Here is a 15998-nt window from a genome sequence, read left to right as displayed (position 1 = left end):
GAGCCTTCCCATGACATCCCTGCCCGCCCCGTTCACCCTGCCGGACCAGGAACGGCAACTGCGCGCCCGGCGCAGCAGGCGCCGCCGCGAGTCCGCCACCGCGTACGGTTTCGTCCTGCCCGCGATCATCGTGATCCTCGGCCTGAGTGTGGTGCCGGTCATCTGGTCGCTGCTGCTGTCGTTCCAGGCCGACGACCTGGTGACGCCGAGCCGCTGGGTCGGACTCGACAACTACCGTGCGCTGACCGAGGATCCGCACTTCAGCCAGGCCGTCGAGAACACCCTGCTGTACACCGTGCTCTACGTGCCGCTGAGCATCGTCTTCGGTCTGCTGCTCGCGCTCGCGCTGAACCGGCGCATCCGGCTGGTGGGTCTGTACCGCACCCTGATCTTCGTCCCCTTCATCATCTCGGAGACGGCGCAGGGCGTGCTGTTCTCCTTCATCCTGGACCCGCAGTTCGGCGCGGCCAACTCGGTCCTGCACGCGGTGGGGTTGCCGTCGCAGGGCTTCCTCACCGACCCGGGACAGGCCCTGCCCGTCCTGGTGCTGATCTCGCTGTGGAGCGGCACCGGATTCTGCGTGGTGATCTACCTCGCCGCGCTCCAGGACGTACCGCCGACCCTCATCGAGGCAGCCAAACTGGACGGCGCCGGGAGATGGCACCTGCTGCGCCATGTCGTCCTGCCGACGCTCACCCCCGTCAGTGTGTTCCTGGTGATGTGGCAGACCCTCATGGCGCTCCAGGTGTTCGACCTGGTGTATGTCACCACCAAGGGCGGACCGCTCGGCTCGACCACCGTCATCGTCTACTTCATCTGGGAGCAGGCGTTCAAGAACTTCACCGCCGGTTACGGGGCGTCCGCCGCGTATGTCCTCGCGCTGGCGCTGCTGTTGGTCGGGGGCGTCATGCGGCTGGCCCGGCGCCGCAGGTCCGACACCATTGAGGGAGCAGCCCGATGACCGCGACCACCACCCCCGCCGAGACGGTGCGGCCGCACACCGCACCACCGCCGGCCGAGGACCGCCCGCGCCGGCGGCTGCTCCCCTTCAGCCCCTGGCATCTGCTGCTCGCGCCGCTCGCCGTCATCTTCGCGCTGCCGCTGTTCTGGCTGCTGCTCAGCTCCGTGATGACCAACGCCGAGATCAACAAGTTCCCGCCCGCGCTGTGGCCTTCCGGTATCCACCTCGGCGGCTACCGCTACGTGCTCGGCAACGCCATGTTCCCCCGCTGGTTCGCCAACTCGCTGATCGTCTCGGCGACAGCGGTCGTCTCCAACCTCGTCCTCGGCTCGCTCGGCGGCTACGCCTTCGCCCGGATGCGGTTCGCCGGCTCGCGCTCCCTGCTGGTCCTGATGCTCGCCACGACGGCCGTCCCCTTCCAACTGACCATGATCCCGACCTTCCTGGTCATGAAGCGGCTCGGTCTGATCGACTCGCTGGGCGCCCTGATCGTGCCCTCGCTGGTGACCCCGTTCGCGGTGTTCCTGCTGCGGCAGTTCTTCCTCTCGCTGCCCAGGGAGTTGGAGGAAGCCGCCTGGATCGACGGCTGTTCACGGCTGCGGGTGCTGTTCCGTATCGTGCTGCCGCTGTCCCGTCCTGCCCTGAGTACCGTCGCCGTCCTCACGTTCCTCACCACCTGGAACGATCTGACCTGGCCGCTGATCGCCATCAACCACGACACCCAGTACACCCTCCAACTGGGCCTGACCACCTTCCAGGGGCTGCACCACACCCAGTGGGCCGCCGTCATGGCGGGCAACGTGATCACCGTACTTCCCGTCCTGCTCGCCTTCCTCGGCGCGCAGAAGTCGTTCATCCAGTCCATCACCTCCAGCGGTCTCAAGGGCTGAGGAGCCGCAGAGACCGCGCAGGCCCATGCCCCATGCCCCCTCGCCAGGAAGCCCCATGCCGCACACCTTCGACCTTCTCGTCATCGGAGACGTCAATCCCGATGTCGTGCTCGGTCCCCTCGACGAGCCGCTCGCCTTCGGGCAGCGCGAACAACTCGTCCCCACCGGCGTACTCACCCTCGGCGGCTCCGCCGCGATCATGGCCTGCGGAGCGGCGAGGCTCGGACTGAGCGTCGCCATCGCCGGCCGGATCGGCGACGACGACGCGGGACGCTTCGTACGCGCCGCCCTGGAGGCGCGCGGCGTCGACACCGCGGCGCTGCGCACCGACCCGGACCTGCCGACCCCGCTCACCGCCGTGATCGCACGCGCCGACGACCGCGCCATCATCACGGCCTCCGGGACCCTCGCCGCCACCGGACCCGACGACATATCCGAGGAGTTGCTCACCACCAGCCGGCATGTGCACGCGGCCTCCTACTTCCTGCTGCCGAAACTCGCCGCCGCCCTGCCCGGCATCCTGCGCACCGCCCGCGCCCACGGCGCCACCACGTCGCTGGACACCAACGACGACCCGTCGGGGCAGTGGGACCCCACCGGGATCGCCGCAGTCCTGCCCCTCCTCGACTTCCTGCTGCCCAACGCGCAGGAGGCGCTGGCGCTCGCCGGACAGCCGCACGGCACACCGGAGTCAGCGGCCCGCCAACTCGCCGCCCAGGGGCCGCTCGTCGTCGTCAAGAACGGCGCCGACGGCGCCCTCGCGCACGACGGCAGCACCGTACGGAGCACCCGGGGCGTCCCCGCGCTGCCACGGGACACCGTCGGCGCCGGCGACAGCTTCGACGCCGGGTACATCGCGGCCGTCCTCGCGGGCGAGCCGCCGGACCGGGCCCTCGAACTCGCCGCCGTCTGCGGCTCCCTGTCCACCCGCGCCCACGGCGGCACCGCCGCGCAGCCCACCTGGGACGAGGCTGTCGCAGCCGCCGCCCTCAACGGAAAGAGCCAGTGATGACCGCCAAGAAAATCGTGTTCATCGGCGCCGGAAGCGTCGTCTTCACCCAGGGGCTCCTCGCGGACATCTTCGCGTTCCCCGAACTGAAGGACGTGCACATCGCGTTGCACGACATCGACGCCGAGCGGCTGGCGACCGCGCACGGCGCGGCGCGCGTCATCGCGGCCGACCGGAGCGCCACCCCGCGCATCACCGCCCACGCCGACCGGCGGGAAGCGCTCGAAGGCGCCGACTTCGTCATCAACATCATCCAGGTCGGCATGGGCGAGTCGACCAGGACCGACTTCGAGGTGCCCGCCCGGTACGGGCTGCGCCAGACCATCGGCGACACCATCGGCATCGGCGGCATCTTCCGCGCCCTGCGCACCTTCCCCGTGCTCAAGGCGCTCGGCGAGGACATCGCCGCCGTCTGCCCGGACGCCTGGCTGCTCAACTACACCAACCCGATGGCGATGAACGTCCAGTACCTCACCGCGGCGACCGGCCTCACCCGCGTCGTGGGCCTGTGCCACTCGGTGTACTGGACCATGCGCGACCTCGCCGACCTGATCAAGGTGCCCTACGAGGAGATCAGTTACCACGCGGCAGGCGTCAACCACCAGGCGTGGGTGCTGCGTTTCGAGCACCAGGGCACCGACCTCTACCCCCGGCTCGACGCCCTCATCGCCGAGGACGACCAACTGCGCCGCAGGGTACGCGTCGACATGTACCGGCGGCTCGGGTACTACCCGACCGAGACCAGCGAGCACTCCAGCGAGTACGTGCCCTGGTACCTGCACCACGACAGCGAGATCGACCGGCTGCGGCTGCCGGTCGGCGCCTACCTCGGCATCGTGGACGAGAACGTCGCGGCGTACGAGGAGACCCGCCGCGCCCTCGCAGCCGGCGAACCCCTGCCCGTCGAGGCCACGATGGAGTACGCGCCGCAGGTCATCCACAGCATCACCACCGGCACCCCGCGCACCGTCTACGGCAACGTCCCCAACCGCGGCCTGATCGACAACCTGCCCGCCGAAGGCACCGTCGAAGTGCCCTGCCTCGTCGACAGCCTCGGCGTCCAGCCCACCCGCGTCGGAGCCCTCCCCGCGCAGTGCGCCGCGCTCAACCGTACGTATCTGAGCATGAACGACCTCGTCGTACGGGCCGCCGTCGAGGACGACCCGCGGCACATCCGGCACGCCGCCATGACCGACCCGGCCACCGCCGCCACCCTCACCGTCGAACAGATCTGGGACCTGTGCGACGACATGGTGCGCGCGCACGAAGAACTGCTCCAGCCGTCGCTGCGCGCCACCCTGGGCCACTGAAGTTCCCCCGAAGTCCCTTGCACGTCCCCTTCATCCGACCGGAAGGCTGCGAGAAACGATGAGTGAACTGCGCGTGGGCGTCGTCGGGATCGGCCAGCGGGCCCCGCTGGCGGCCGGCGCCAACCGGCCGGGCGTCGCACGGGTGGTGTCCTGCGCCGACCCCTCGCCGCGCGGCAGGGCCGACGCCGTCGACCTCTTCGGCGCCGATGTCACCGTGCACACCGACTACCACGACATGGTGGACGACGGGCTCGACGCGGTCTTCGTCCTCACCCCCGACGACCGGCACGTCGAACCCAGCCTGTTCTTCCTCGCCGCCGGTGTGCCGGTCTTCGTGGAGAAGCCGCTGGCCATCACCCTGGACGACTGCGACCGGCTGCTGCGCGGCGCCTTCGACACCGGCACCCGGCTCTACGTCGGCCACAACCTCCGCCATCTGCCCGTGCTGCGCCGAATGCGGGAGATGATCGACGAAGGGCTCATCGGCCAGGTCCGCTCCGTGTGGTGCCGGCACTTCGTCGGCCACGGCGGCGACTTCTACTTCAAGGACTGGCATGCCGAACGCGCCAGGACCACCGGGCTGTTGCTGCAGAAGGGGGCCCACGACCTCGATGTGATCCACTGGCTGGCCGGCGGCTACTCGCGTGAGGTCGTCGCCATGGGCGACCTGGCCGTGTACGGCACGAACCCGCGCCGTACGCCGGACACCGGCTCGGCCGACGAGGACCCGGCGCGCATGCCGGACTGGTTCGACCCCGGCATCTGGCCGCCGTCGGCGCTGACCGGGCTCAACCCCGTCGTGGACGTGGAGGACATCTCCATGATGCTCACCCGCCTCGACAACGGCGTCCTCGCCAGCTACCAGCAGTGCCACTTCACCCCCGACTACTGGCGCAACTACACCGTCATCGGCGACGAGGGGCGGCTGGAGAACTTCGGGGACGGCCTCGACGACGACAACCCGACCGTCAAGGTGTGGAACAGCCGCCGCCACGGCTACCGGTCCGACGCCGACCACACCGAGACCGTTACCGGCGGCAACTCGACACACGGCGGCGCCGACGACCAACTCGTCGCGGAATTCCTCCGGTTCGCCGCCGAGGGCGGCCCGACCCGGACATCACCCGTCGCCGCACGCGAAGCCGTCGCCGCGGGCGCCGCCGCCACCGCCTCGCTGCGCGCATCCGGCGCGCACACCCCCGTACCGCCACCCGCACCCGACCTCGTCCGGTACTTCGCCGCCCATCAGGGAAGCCAATGAGGCGGCAGGACCGCACACCCGCACACCCCACCACCGAGTCCGCACCGAGGAGTTACGCACATGTCTCTCACCAGCGACGAGATCGCCCGCCAGCCGGACGCCTGGCGCAAGGCCGCTGACGTGGCCAAGTCCGCCGCCGGCCTGCCCGCGCGCGGTGAGCGCGTCGCGGTCATCGGCTGCGGCACGTCATGGTTCATGGCTGAGGCGTACGCCGTCCTCCGGGAAACGGGAGGCTACGGGGAGACCGACTACTTCACGGCCTCCGCCTATCCCGAGGACCGCAGCTACGACCGCCTCGTCGCGATCACCCGCTCCGGCACCACGACCGAAGTCCTCGACGTCCTGCGGCGCGCACGGGAGATCTGCCCCACCGTTGCCCTCACCGCGGATCTGGACACGCCCGTCGTGAACGCCGCCGACCACATCGTGGACCTGGGCTTCGCCGACGAACGCTCCGTCGTCCAGACGGTGTTCGCGACGACCGCCCTCGCCACCCTGCGCGCCTCGCTCGGCGAGGACGTCGAACCGCTGGCCGCCGCGGCGCAGAGCGTACTGGACGAGCAACTCGCCGAGGAGTGGCTGACCGCCGAGCAGATCACCTTCCTCGGCGACGGCTGGGCCCACGGTGTCGCGCGGGAAGCGGGGCTGAAGATGCGCGAGGCCGCGCAGGCGTGGACGGAGTCGTACCCGAGCATGGAGTACCGGCACGGCCCGATCAGCATCGCCGCGCCGAACCGCCTCGTCTGGCACTTCGGCCGGGACACCGGCGAGTTGGCGAAGGACGTCGCCCCCACCGGCGCCACCTTCGTCGACCACCCGCAGGACCCGCAGGTCGACCTGGTACGGGTGCAGCGCCTCGCCGAGGCCATCGCGCGCGCCAAGGGGCTCGACCCGGACCGCCCGCGCAATCTGACCAGGTCCGTCGTCCTGGACGCCCGCCCGTAACACCCCGGCCGGCGGCCGGCGCCCGGTGGTCCCCAGGACCGCGCCGGGCGCCCGGCCGCCATCCCCACCCGGGGGCCGAAGCGACGATCCCCCGAAACCACCGCCGCACCGGACCTCACCGCATCGCATCCCGGCGCTGCCGTACGCAGGAGCATCACACCGTGCTGACCACCACCTCCGCCCTCGTCACCGCCGCGCACACCGCGCACACCGGCGTCGCCGCCTTCAACGTGATCGCCGTCGAGCACGCGGAGGCGGTCGCCATCGCCGCCGAGGCGACGGGACTGCCGGCCATCCTCCAGATCAGCGAGAACGCGGCGCGCCACCACGGCGACGTCGCTCCGCTCGCCGCTGCCGCCGCCGCGATAGCGCGGGCGAGCAGCGCGTCGCTCTCCCTCCACCTCGACCATGTCGAGGACGCGGCCCTGCTGTTCCGTACGGCCGAATGCGGCGCCAGCTCCGTGATGTTCGACGCGTCACGCCGCAGCGACGAGGAGAACGTACGGGCGACGCGTGAGGCGGCCGACTGGGCCCATGCCAACGGCCTTTACATCGAGGCGGAGTTGGGGGAGATCGGCGGCAAGAAGGGCTCGGCGCACACCCCGGGCGTGCGCACCGACCCGCAGCAGGCCAGGGAGTTCGTCGAAGCCACCGGGGTCGACGCGCTCGCCGTCGCCGTCGGCAGCACCCACGCCATGACGGACCGTACGGCCAAGATCGACCTCGACCTCGTCGCGCGGATCAGCGCGGCGGTGCCGGTGCCGCTGGTCCTGCACGGCTCTTCCGGCGTCCCCGCCGATGTGCTGACGGCGGCGGTGCGTGCGGGTATGACCAAGATCAACTTCGGCACGATGCTCAACGTCGCGTTCACCGGCGCCGTACGCGCCGCGCTCGCCGCGTCCCCCGACGCGCACGACCCGCGCCCCTATCTGGCGCAGGCGCGCACGGCGGTCGCCGAGGTGGCCGCCGACTGCCTGCGGACGGTGAGTGGCCAAAAGGGGTAACCGGTAGCGGGGGAGCGGTACTTCAGGCGGTCATGGCCACGGACGACTTGCTGAGCACGGTGTCGTTCTTGGCCGCCCGCTCGGCGAAGACCACGACCCGCAGCAGGGCGAACCTGCCGACCCCCGCCAGCGCCGAAGCCGACAGATAGACGCTCTGCTCGACCACAGCGGACGGCGCGGACTGCATCGCGTGCAGGACGAGCAGAGCGCCCGTGGTGAACGCGTAGCTCACGGCGACCGTCAGACCGGACTGCAGATGGACGCTCCAGCCCCGCCGCTCGCTGCGGAAGGAGATCCGGCTGTGCAGCTCGGTCGCCAGCACGGTGGAGACCACACTGATCAGCGCGTTCGCGACGACCATCGACATCCGCCCGCTCAGCACCACGAGCGCCGCGCTGGAGGCGAGTCCGACTCCGCCGCCGCACACGACGAAGCGCACGAAGGCCGCGACGTGCCCGTGGGCGGTACGGGTCGGGCGGTGCGCCGGCGCGGTCACGGGATGCCTCCGGAGGGGGTGTTGAACGGTGCCTTGATTCCACCCCAGAACCTACGGCCCCCGCGTCGCCCGAACGAACCGGGTGGGCCCCGGACTTGGCTGGGGGTTAACCCCCAGGGATCCCCGAGGCGGCCCCCCGCCCCGAGGCGTACGCGTCAGGCAGGAGTACGTCGGCGTCGCCCGCGGTGATCGGCATCCAGGGCGTCAGGGCTGCCGCGCGTCGTAGGCGGCCTGGCTCCGCTCGATCTGGGGGTTCTTGTCGACGGCCCACTCCGCCAGCGCCACCGCCGGCTCGATCAAGGTCCGTCCCGTGGCGGTGAGTTCGTACTCGACCCGGGGCGGCACCTCGGGGAACACCGTACGGGCCACGAGGCCGTCCCGCTCCAGATGCCGCACCGTACGCGTGAGCATCCGCTGCGAGATCCCGGGGATCCGCTGCTGGAGTTCCGTGAAGCGCATGCGCTCGCCGTCGAGCGTGGCCACCACCAGCAGCGTCCACTTGTCGCCGATGCGGTCCAGGATGCCGCGGATCGCCCGGCCGCCGTCGCCGCGGATGAGGCAGGTGTTGCGGTACTTCGACATGGTCGCCCCTTGTCCGCCACGCACACCGGTGTGCCTTTTGTAAGCCGGTCCATAGTCACCGACCATGTGCCTACTTACAAGTCGTAACCATGACGGAGGACGGCAATGGAAATCGCCTACTGGATCGTCACCGCGGTGTTGGGAGTCTTCTTCCTGTACGCGGGTGCCAAGAAGGTCGCGCAGTCCAAGGAGCGGCTGGCGCCCATGATGGGCTGGGTCGACACGGTGCCGATGTGGCTGGTCCGCGGCATCGGTGTGATCGAGATCCTCGGCGTCGCCGGCCTCGTGCTGCCGCCGCTGACCGGGACGGCGCCGGTGCTCGCGATGGCGGCCGCGATCGGCCTGCTCGTCCTCCAGGTGCTGGCAGCGGGCCTGCACCTGTCCCGGGGCGAGGTCAAGGAGACCGGCCTCAACGCGGGACTCGTCGTACTCGCCGGGGTGGCCGCCTGGCTCGCCACGACCTGGTGAGCCACCGGCGCCCTGCCGATGGCCGGACCCGGCACCGGTTCCCGGATGCCGACCGACCTCGCGGGCCCGTATCGTGCGAGTCCAAGGATTCCGCGATCTTCCCGAACAGAGAGGCGCGCGACGTGCGTTCGCCGGCCGAAGCTCCCCCCGTCCCCGCGATGATTCCCGTGCCCGGCGGCACGGTCGACCTCAGGGACGACCGGCGGGGCACCTGTTGGCGGGCCGACGTCGCGCCCTTCCTGCTCGGCCGCCACCCGGTCACGACGGCGCTCCACCGGGCCGTCACCGGAGCGGACCCCGACCCGACCGCGTCCGCCGACTCGCCCGTGACGAACGTCAGTTGGCTCGACGCGATCGACATGTGCAACCGGCTCTCCGAGCTGTCAGGGCTGAACCCCGCGTACTCCCGCGCCGCGGGGAGCGACGACGTGGCCTGGGACCGGACGTCCGACGGCTACCGGCTGCCGACCGAGGCGGAGTGGCAGTACGCCTGCAAGGCGGGCACCGGCGGTTACCGGTACGGGGAGATCGACAACATCGCCTGGTACGACGGCAATTCCGGCGGCCGGGCACATGACGTCGGCGGCAAGGCGCCCAACGCGTGGGGGCTGCACGACATGCTGGGCAATGTCTGGGAGTGGTGCTGGGACCTGTACGACGCGGAGATCTACGGCTCGTACCGCATCTTCCGAGGCGGCGGCTGGGCCGAGTCGGAGCGGGGCTGCGGAGCGACCGTGCGCCGCCGCAGCCATCCCACCTTCGCCATCGACGACCTCGGCTTCCGGCCCGCCCGGACGGTGCGGACGACCGGGTCCTGACCGGATCATCCGTTCCGGTCGCCGAGCGGGTACGAGACGAAGGCGAAGCGGGTGCTGTCCGGGGACCAACTGTTGACGTTCATCGTGCCCTGCCCGCCGAACACCGGGAACGTGCGCACCGGCAGGGCCCAGGCGTCGGTCCTCACCAGTTGCACGGTGACGTCGAGGTCCGCCGGATGCCCCAGCGTGCCGGGCGGGAACGACACGTACGCGGCGTGCCGTCCGTCCGGTGACAGGTGCGGGAACCAGTCGACCGTGTCGGAGGTGCGCACCCGCCGCAGCACACTCCCGGCGGCGGGCAGGCGGGCGATCTGCGCGTGCCCGGGGGCCTCGGTGAAGCTCTCCGTGTTGCAGTAGATCCACGCGCCGTCGGGGGAGTACTCAGGTCCGTCGAGATGGCCCTCCCCGGTGTCGACGGCCTTGCCGGGCCCGCCGGCCGCCGGCATCAGCGCCAGCCTGCCGGGCGAGCCGGCCACCCCGCGCGGGATCTCGACATAGGCGAGGGTCCGACCGTCGGGGCTGACGCCGTGCAGGAAGTGCAGCGTCCCGTCGTCGGCGGTCAGCCGGACGCCCGTGCCCCCGGCGGCGGGCGCCGCGTACAGATGCCCGTCCATGCCCGACACGTAGACGGTCCGGCCGTCGGGGGAGAGCACATGGTCGTTGTTGATGTCCGGCACCCCGTCGAGCGGGATCTCCACCAGACCCGAAGGGTTCTCGACGTCGAGCCGCCACAGCCGTCCGGCGCCGTTGAGCAGGAGACTGCGCCCGTCGTGCGACCAGTTGGGCGCCTCAAGCAGCAGTTCGGCCGTCTCGAAGAGCAGGTGGGGCTCGTCGGAGTCGACGGACCCGATCCACACCGCCGTCCGCTGCCCGGCCGCCGCCGTCCGCGGCCGCATGCCGGTGTCCTCGGTGTCCTTCGTGTCCTCGGTGTCGGCCATGGTGTTCTTCCCGTCGGACGGAGTCAGGAGGCTCGGTGATCATTGGCTCCGCCGAACGGCGCTGTCAACCACCGCAGACCCGGCCGCCAGGTCACACCGTACGGTGCTGGGTATGAACGAGACCGATCTGGAGCTGCCCGACGGCCGTACGGCGCACATCTACGACTCCGGTACGGGCGAGCCGGCCGCCGGTACGGGCGAGCCCGCCGGTACGGACGGCGCGTCCGACCCGCTGGTCGTCTTCTGGCACCATGGCACCCCGAACATCGGCGCGCCGCCCGCGCCGCTCTTCCCCGCCGCCGACCGGCTCGGCGTGCGCTGGGTGTCGTACGACCGCCCCGGCTACGGCGGCTCGACCCCGCTCCCGGGCCGGAACGTGGCGTCAGTGGCCGCCGATGTCGCGGCCGTCACCGACGCGCTCGGCATCGAACGGTTCGCGGTGCTGGGCCACTCCGGCGGCGGACCGCACGCCCTGGCCTGCGCCGCCCTGCTGCCTGACCGGGTGTTCGCTGCGGTCAGCGTCGCGGGCCTGGCGCCCTTCGGCGCCGAAGGGCTCGACTGGTTCGCCGGCATGGCCGACCCGGGCCGTGCGTCCCTGGGCGCTGCCGCCGCCGGGCGGGCCGCGAAGGAGGCCCACGAGGCGGACGCCACGTACGACCCGGAGATGTTCACGCCCGCCGACCACGCGGCGCTCGCCGGTGCGTGGTCCTGGTTCGGGGACGTCGTCGGCCCCGCCGTGGCGGCGGGACCCGGCGCGCTGATCGACGACGACCTGGCGTACGTGACCCCGTGGGGCTTCGACCCGGCGCTGATCGAGGTGCCGGTCCTGCTGCCGCACGGCGGCGAGGACCGGATCGCGCCCAGCACACACGGGCAGTGGCTGGCGGCCCACTGCCCGACGGCTGAACTGCGGCTGAGCCCGGCCGACGGACATATCTCGGTCCTCGGCACGGCCGGCGCCGAAGCGCTGGCCTGGCTGGGGGAGCACCGGCCGGCCTGACCCGTACCGGGTGAGCGGCCCGGTCAGGTGGTCGTGACGGCGCGCAGGCTCTCCTTGAGGGAGCCCATCGTGGCCATCACGGCCGTGGGTTCGAAGCCGCAGTGCGCCATGCAGTTGTCGCAGCGCGGGTCCTTGCCCCGGCCGTAGTTGTCCCACTCGGTGGTGTCCAGCAGCTCCTGGTACGTCTCGACATACCCGTCCGCCATCAGGTAGCAGGGCTTCTGCCACCCCTTCAGGGAGTACGAGGGGATCGCCCACGGGGTGCACTCGAAGTCGAGCTTGCCTTCGAGGAAGTCCAGGTACAGCGCCGAGTGGTTGAGCCGCCAGCCCTTGCGCCTGCCGTCGCCGAACGCCTTCTTGAACATGGCGCGGGTCTGCTCGACACCGAGGAAGCGGTCCTGGTCCGGGGCCTTCTCGTAGGCGTATCCGGGCGAGATCTGCATCCGGTCGACCTTGAGGTCGTCGTTGAGGTACTGGAGTACGTCGATGACGTCCTGCGGGCTGTCGTTGTTGAAGAAGGTCGAGTTCGTGTAGACCTTGAACCCGGCCGCCTTCGCCTGCTTGATCGCCTCGATCGCCTGGTCGAACACCCCGGCCTTGCTGACCGATTCGTCGTGCCGCTCGCGCAGCCCGTCGATGTGCACCATCCACGCGAAGTTGCGGTGCGGCTTGAACTTGTGCAGGTGCTTGGGCAGCAGCACGGCGTTGGTGCAGAGCACCACGAACTTGCCCTTCGCCAGGAGCTGGCGCGTCATCTCGTCGATCTGCGGGTGCATCAGCGGCTCACCGCCGGCCAGCGAGACCGTCGGGGCACCGGCCTCCTTGACGGCCTTCATGACCTGCTCGACCGGCATGCGCTGCTTGAGCACGCTGGCCGGGTGCTGGATCTTGCCGCAGCCCGCGCAGCCGAGGTTGCACGCGAAAAGGGGTTCGATCTCCACGACCAGCGGGAACTTCTTCCGCCGGAGGATCTTCTGCTTGATGAGATACGTGCCGTTCTTGACGGCCAGATTGAGCGGAAGTCCCATGATCGCTGTCTCCAGTTCCCCCGGGCCCCCGGGGTTGGAAGAAGTCCTCTACTAACATACAGACTGTATGAGACAGGATGTAGGTATGCCAGCGGGGAAGAGGCGGAGCCGTCGCGCGGAGCACGTCGCGGACACCCGGCGCGCGCTGCTGCGCGCCGCGCGTGAACTCTTCGCCGATCGCGGATTCGCCGCGACCGGCACCGAGGACATCGTGACCGCCGCCGACGTCACCCGGGGCGCGCTCTACCACCACTTCAAGGACAAGGCCGACCTGTTCCGCGCCGTCATGGCGGAGTGCGCCCAGGAGATGGCGCAGCGGCTGGTCGAACAGGAGACCGCGCGCGCCGAGCAGCACCCCGGCGACGCCTGGCACCTGCTGCGCAGCGGCTTCCAGTCCTTCCTGGACGCCTGCAACGACGCCCAGTTCCAGCGGATCGTGCTGATCGAGGGACCGGCCGTACTGGGGCACAGCGCGTGGGACGCGCTGGTCGAGGAGCACGGCTACATACTGCTGGCCGAGGCACTGACCGAGGCCATCCGCGAGGGCAATGTCGACGACCTGCCGGTCGCCCCGCTCACGCGGATGCTGGCGGCGCTGATCTCGGAGGCCAGCCTCTACATCGCGGGCGCCGAGGACCATGTCAAAGCCCGCGAGGAAGCGGGTCTGGTCCTGGAGCGGCTGCTGGCCGGGCTCGGCCGCGGAGCGATTGTCACCCCGGGCGTGTCGCCCGCCACGTAGCTCAGGCAGCGATATCTACAGCTCGGTCGGGCCCCAGTCGGACACGGTCAGCACGTCGCCGACCGACAGCTTGCCCGGCCGCACCACCGCGAACTTGCTGCCGAAGGCCACCCCGCCCCCGGCGGCCCGCCGGTAGCCGGCCAGCGTACGCAGCGGCTCAGGGCCCGCCTTCGCCCCCTCCCGCTGGTCGACGGTGGTGACCACGCAGCGGACGGCCAGCTTCGTGTAGCCAAGCTCCGCGTCGCCCACCTCGACCCGCCGTACCAGGTCCTCCACATGCGGCTCGTCCCAGCCGTCGACGACGACATTCGGCCGGAACCGGTCCATCGGCAGCGGCGGGGCGCCCCGCTCCGCCATCCGTGCGTTGAGCAGGTCGAGGGAGGCCCGGGAGACGACGTGGACGGCCGAGCTGTCCGCGTACCCGGAGGTCCCCGGCGTCTGCCCGTCGGTCACCCGGTCGTGCTCGGGCGGTACGCGCACCAGCCGGCACGCCACGCCCAGCACGGCGGAGAGCCAGTCGGCGACCGCGCCGCCCTGGTCGATCCCCTGATACGGGGTGCCGAACATCTCGACCGTCCTGCGCGGCGCCGTGAGATCCACATCGACGACCATGTCGCCGGCCCCTTCGGCGCGCAGCGTGAGCCGCTCACCGCCGGCGCTCACGTACGGGCGGATCAGCGCCATCCCGGGATCGCGCCGCTGCGTCCGGAACACGCCCTCGTCGTCGACAACCAGGAAGCTGCGGTCGTGCGCGAGCCCGGCGGGCGTCACGAGGGCGTCGTCCAGCGGGACGCCCGCGCAGCCCTTCACGGGGTAATGAGTCAGCTCGACAACGGTGGCCACAGCCGCCATCTTCGCCCATTTCCGGCCCTTCCCGCCGGGCTTTTCCCCACCCGGTCCCGGCGGCTCAGCTCTTGGCGGGCCGATGCAGACGGCCGCGTGCGACCAGTTCGATCGTCACCGTCACGGCCACGGACTGCACCGCCATCAGCGCGATGAGGACGAAGAGCTGAACGGCCCCCGCCATGACGGGAGTCGCCCCGCCCAGCAGCATCCCGACGAACGCGCCGGGCAGCGTCACGAGACCGACCGTACGGGTCTGGTCGAGACCCGGCAGCAGCGCGTCCGAGGCGGCGGGGCGGGCGATCTCCAGGCGCGCGTCCCGGTCGAGGAAACCGAGGGCCATGGCCGCCTCCACCTCGCCGTGCCGCAGCGCCAGCTCGTCCAGGGCCCGCCGGCCGGCCAGGACGGTCGCGGTCAGCGCGCCGCCCAGCAGGATGCCGGTGATCGGGATGAGCGCGATGCCCTTGACGGGCACGAGCCCGGTCAGCAGGAGCGCGGCCACCACCGGGGCGACCCCGGCGGCGATCGGCGCCGACGTCCGCCACCAGGAGCTGTCGGCGGTGATCCGGCGGCCCGCCGTACGTATGGCCGCCGCGAACATCACCAGCAGGAACGCGATCAGACCCAGCAGCGAGCGCATCACCCAGGTGATGAGGAACGAGACGGCGGCGAGCTGGACGGCGGCCCGTAACCCGGCGACCGCGATCTCACGCGAGCGGCCGGCCCCGGAGCCCGGCCCGAGGTGGAACCGCGCCGCCACCACGACCGCCGCCAGCAGCAGCACGGCGAGCAGGACGCCCAGCGTGGTGTTGACGGGCAGCAGGGAAGCCGCGGTGACGGTCACCTGCCACTCCCCTCCTCGGCGGACGCGGGCTCAGCGGACGCGGGGTACTCCGCAGGCTCAGCGGACGCGGGCCACCCCGACGTAGAAGCCGCTCAGCTCCTCCTCGGGGGCCGGGGTGTCCTTGTACCACTGCGTCGCCGTCACCAGGCCCGGCTTCACGAGGTCGAGTCCGGCGAAGAACGGCTCGACCTCGGCGCGGCTGCGCATCCGCAGCGGGATCGCGCCCTCCCGGTAGGTCGTCCTGACCGAACTGGCCAGCTCCGGGTGCTCGTCGGTGGTGCCGTGCGACAGCGTCAGATAACTGCCGGAGGGCAGCGCGTCCACGAGGCTGCGCGTGATCGCGTACGGGTCTTCCTCGTCGGTGATGAAGTGCATCAGCGCGATCATCGACAGCGCGACGGGACGGCTGAAGTCCAGGAAGGTGCGGGCGTGTTCGAGGATCGCGGCCGCGTCGCGCACATCGGCCTGGATGTAGTCGGTGCCGCCCTCGGGGGTGCTGATCAGCAGCGCCTCGGCATGCCGCAGGACGATCGGGTCGTTGTCCGCGTAGACGATCCGGGCGGCCGGGTTGATCTTCTGGACTATCTGGTGCAGATTCGGCTCGGTCGGAATGCCGGTCCCGATGTCCAGGAACTGGTCGACGCCCTCACCCGCGAGCCAGGCGGCGGCCCGGTGCATGAACGCCCGGTTGCGCGCCGCGTTCTCCCGCGCCTCCTGGGGCAGCTTCTCGCCGACCTGCCGGTCGACCTGGTAGTTGTCCTTGCCGCCGAGCAGCCAGTCGTACACACGCGCCGGATGCGGCTTGCTGGTGTCGACCTGGTCCTTGGGTCTGCCTGTGGTCATGCGAGGGCTCCGGAGCATG

At 71.0% G+C, this 15998-nt stretch carries 18 protein-coding genes; 11 read left to right on the top strand and 7 right to left on the bottom strand.

Features of this window, described 5'->3' with window-relative positions; translation table 11 throughout:
• Positions 1–10 precede the first annotated feature (10 nt).
• The 7 genes from ACZ63I_RS18005 (at position 11) to ACZ63I_RS17975 (ending at position 7380) form a co-directional block, all read left to right on the top strand.
• The gene (locus ACZ63I_RS18005) at positions 11–961 is read left to right on the top strand and encodes a carbohydrate ABC transporter permease (RefSeq protein WP_469339680.1); all 951 of its coding nucleotides are present in this window, start codon (positions 11–13) and stop codon (positions 959–961) included.
• Positions 958–1851, top strand: a complete 894-nt coding sequence (locus ACZ63I_RS18000; RefSeq protein WP_469339678.1) for a carbohydrate ABC transporter permease — start codon at positions 958–960, stop codon at positions 1849–1851. The genes ACZ63I_RS18005 and ACZ63I_RS18000 overlap by 4 nt, the downstream gene beginning before the upstream one ends.
• A 55-nt stretch (positions 1852–1906) precedes the next feature.
• Positions 1907–2860, top strand: a complete 954-nt coding sequence (locus ACZ63I_RS17995; protein ID WP_469339676.1) for a carbohydrate kinase family protein — start codon at positions 1907–1909, stop codon at positions 2858–2860.
• Positions 2860–4170 (top strand): alpha-galactosidase, encoded by a 1311-nt coding sequence (gene melA, locus ACZ63I_RS17990; RefSeq protein WP_469339674.1) that lies wholly within the window; start codon positions 2860–2862, stop codon positions 4168–4170. Before ACZ63I_RS17995 ends, melA begins: the two co-directional genes overlap by 1 nt.
• A gap of 58 nt (positions 4171–4228) precedes the next feature.
• Entirely contained in the window at positions 4229–5431 is a 1203-nt protein-coding gene (locus tag ACZ63I_RS17985; RefSeq protein ID WP_469339672.1) for a Gfo/Idh/MocA family protein, read from the top strand.
• Positions 5432–5491: 60 nt separating this feature from the next.
• Complete coding sequence (locus ACZ63I_RS17980) at positions 5492–6376, top strand: SIS domain-containing protein (protein ID WP_469339670.1); 885 nt, start codon at positions 5492–5494, stop codon at positions 6374–6376.
• A 161-nt stretch (positions 6377–6537) separates the two neighbouring features.
• Complete coding sequence (locus ACZ63I_RS17975; RefSeq protein WP_469339669.1) at positions 6538–7380, top strand: class II fructose-bisphosphate aldolase; 843 nt, start codon at positions 6538–6540, stop codon at positions 7378–7380.
• A gap of 22 nt (positions 7381–7402) precedes the next feature.
• Here the strand turns inward: ACZ63I_RS17975 and ACZ63I_RS17970 are convergent, their stop codons facing one another.
• Both ACZ63I_RS17970 and ACZ63I_RS17965 read right to left on the bottom strand, forming a co-directional pair.
• Positions 7403–7876, bottom strand: a complete 474-nt coding sequence (locus ACZ63I_RS17970; protein ID WP_469339667.1) for a GtrA domain-containing protein — start codon at positions 7874–7876, stop codon at positions 7403–7405.
• Between the two features lie 204 nt (positions 7877–8080).
• Positions 8081–8458 (bottom strand): winged helix-turn-helix transcriptional regulator, encoded by a 378-nt coding sequence (locus ACZ63I_RS17965; protein ID WP_041993819.1) that lies wholly within the window; start codon positions 8456–8458, stop codon positions 8081–8083.
• Positions 8459–8563: 105 nt separating this feature from the next.
• Between ACZ63I_RS17965 and ACZ63I_RS17960 the strand changes: the two genes are divergently transcribed.
• Both ACZ63I_RS17960 and ACZ63I_RS17955 read left to right on the top strand, forming a co-directional pair.
• The gene (locus tag ACZ63I_RS17960) at positions 8564–8926 is read left to right on the top strand and encodes a DoxX family protein (protein ID WP_469339666.1); all 363 of its coding nucleotides are present in this window, start codon (positions 8564–8566) and stop codon (positions 8924–8926) included.
• A gap of 158 nt (positions 8927–9084) precedes the next feature.
• Positions 9085–9744: a formylglycine-generating enzyme family protein gene (locus ACZ63I_RS17955; protein ID WP_469339665.1), complete on the top strand. Its 660-nt coding sequence runs from the start codon at positions 9085–9087 to the stop codon at positions 9742–9744.
• A gap of 5 nt (positions 9745–9749) precedes the next feature.
• Here the strand turns inward: ACZ63I_RS17955 and ACZ63I_RS17950 are convergent, their stop codons facing one another.
• Complete coding sequence (locus ACZ63I_RS17950) at positions 9750–10682, bottom strand: TolB family protein (protein ID WP_469339663.1); 933 nt, start codon at positions 10680–10682, stop codon at positions 9750–9752.
• Between the two features lie 112 nt (positions 10683–10794).
• Here ACZ63I_RS17950 and ACZ63I_RS17945 point away from each other — a divergent pair, with 112 nt between their 5' ends.
• On the top strand, positions 10795–11682 hold the full coding sequence (locus tag ACZ63I_RS17945) for an alpha/beta fold hydrolase (protein ID WP_469339662.1): 888 nt from the start codon (positions 10795–10797) through the stop codon (positions 11680–11682).
• Positions 11683–11705: 23 nt separating this feature from the next.
• Here ACZ63I_RS17945 and hpnH read toward each other — a convergent pair whose 3' ends face one another.
• Positions 11706–12710, bottom strand: a complete 1005-nt coding sequence (gene hpnH / locus ACZ63I_RS17940) for an adenosyl-hopene transferase HpnH (protein WP_469339660.1) — start codon at positions 12708–12710, stop codon at positions 11706–11708.
• A gap of 85 nt (positions 12711–12795) precedes the next feature.
• Between hpnH and ACZ63I_RS17935 the strand changes: the two genes are divergently transcribed.
• Entirely contained in the window at positions 12796–13449 is a 654-nt protein-coding gene (locus ACZ63I_RS17935) for a TetR/AcrR family transcriptional regulator (protein WP_469339658.1), read from the top strand.
• A gap of 15 nt (positions 13450–13464) precedes the next feature.
• Here ACZ63I_RS17935 and ACZ63I_RS17930 read toward each other — a convergent pair whose 3' ends face one another.
• The 3 genes from ACZ63I_RS17930 to ACZ63I_RS17920 all read right to left on the bottom strand — a co-directional run bounded on the left by ACZ63I_RS17930 (position 13465) and on the right by ACZ63I_RS17920 (position 15979).
• A complete protein-coding gene (locus ACZ63I_RS17930; protein WP_469339657.1) occupies positions 13465–14292 on the bottom strand; it encodes an MOSC domain-containing protein in 828 nt (275 codons plus the stop codon).
• A gap of 64 nt (positions 14293–14356) precedes the next feature.
• Positions 14357–15136: an ABC transporter permease gene (locus ACZ63I_RS17925; protein ID WP_469339655.1), complete on the bottom strand. Its 780-nt coding sequence runs from the start codon at positions 15134–15136 to the stop codon at positions 14357–14359.
• Between the two features lie 57 nt (positions 15137–15193).
• Positions 15194–15979, bottom strand: a complete 786-nt coding sequence (locus tag ACZ63I_RS17920) for an SAM-dependent methyltransferase (RefSeq protein ID WP_469339654.1) — start codon at positions 15977–15979, stop codon at positions 15194–15196.
• Between the last annotated feature and the right edge of the window lie 19 nt (positions 15980–15998).

This window comes from Streptomyces sp. NPDC087906, assembly GCF_055584925.1.
This window is presented reverse-complemented; position numbering and strand designations above follow the sequence as displayed.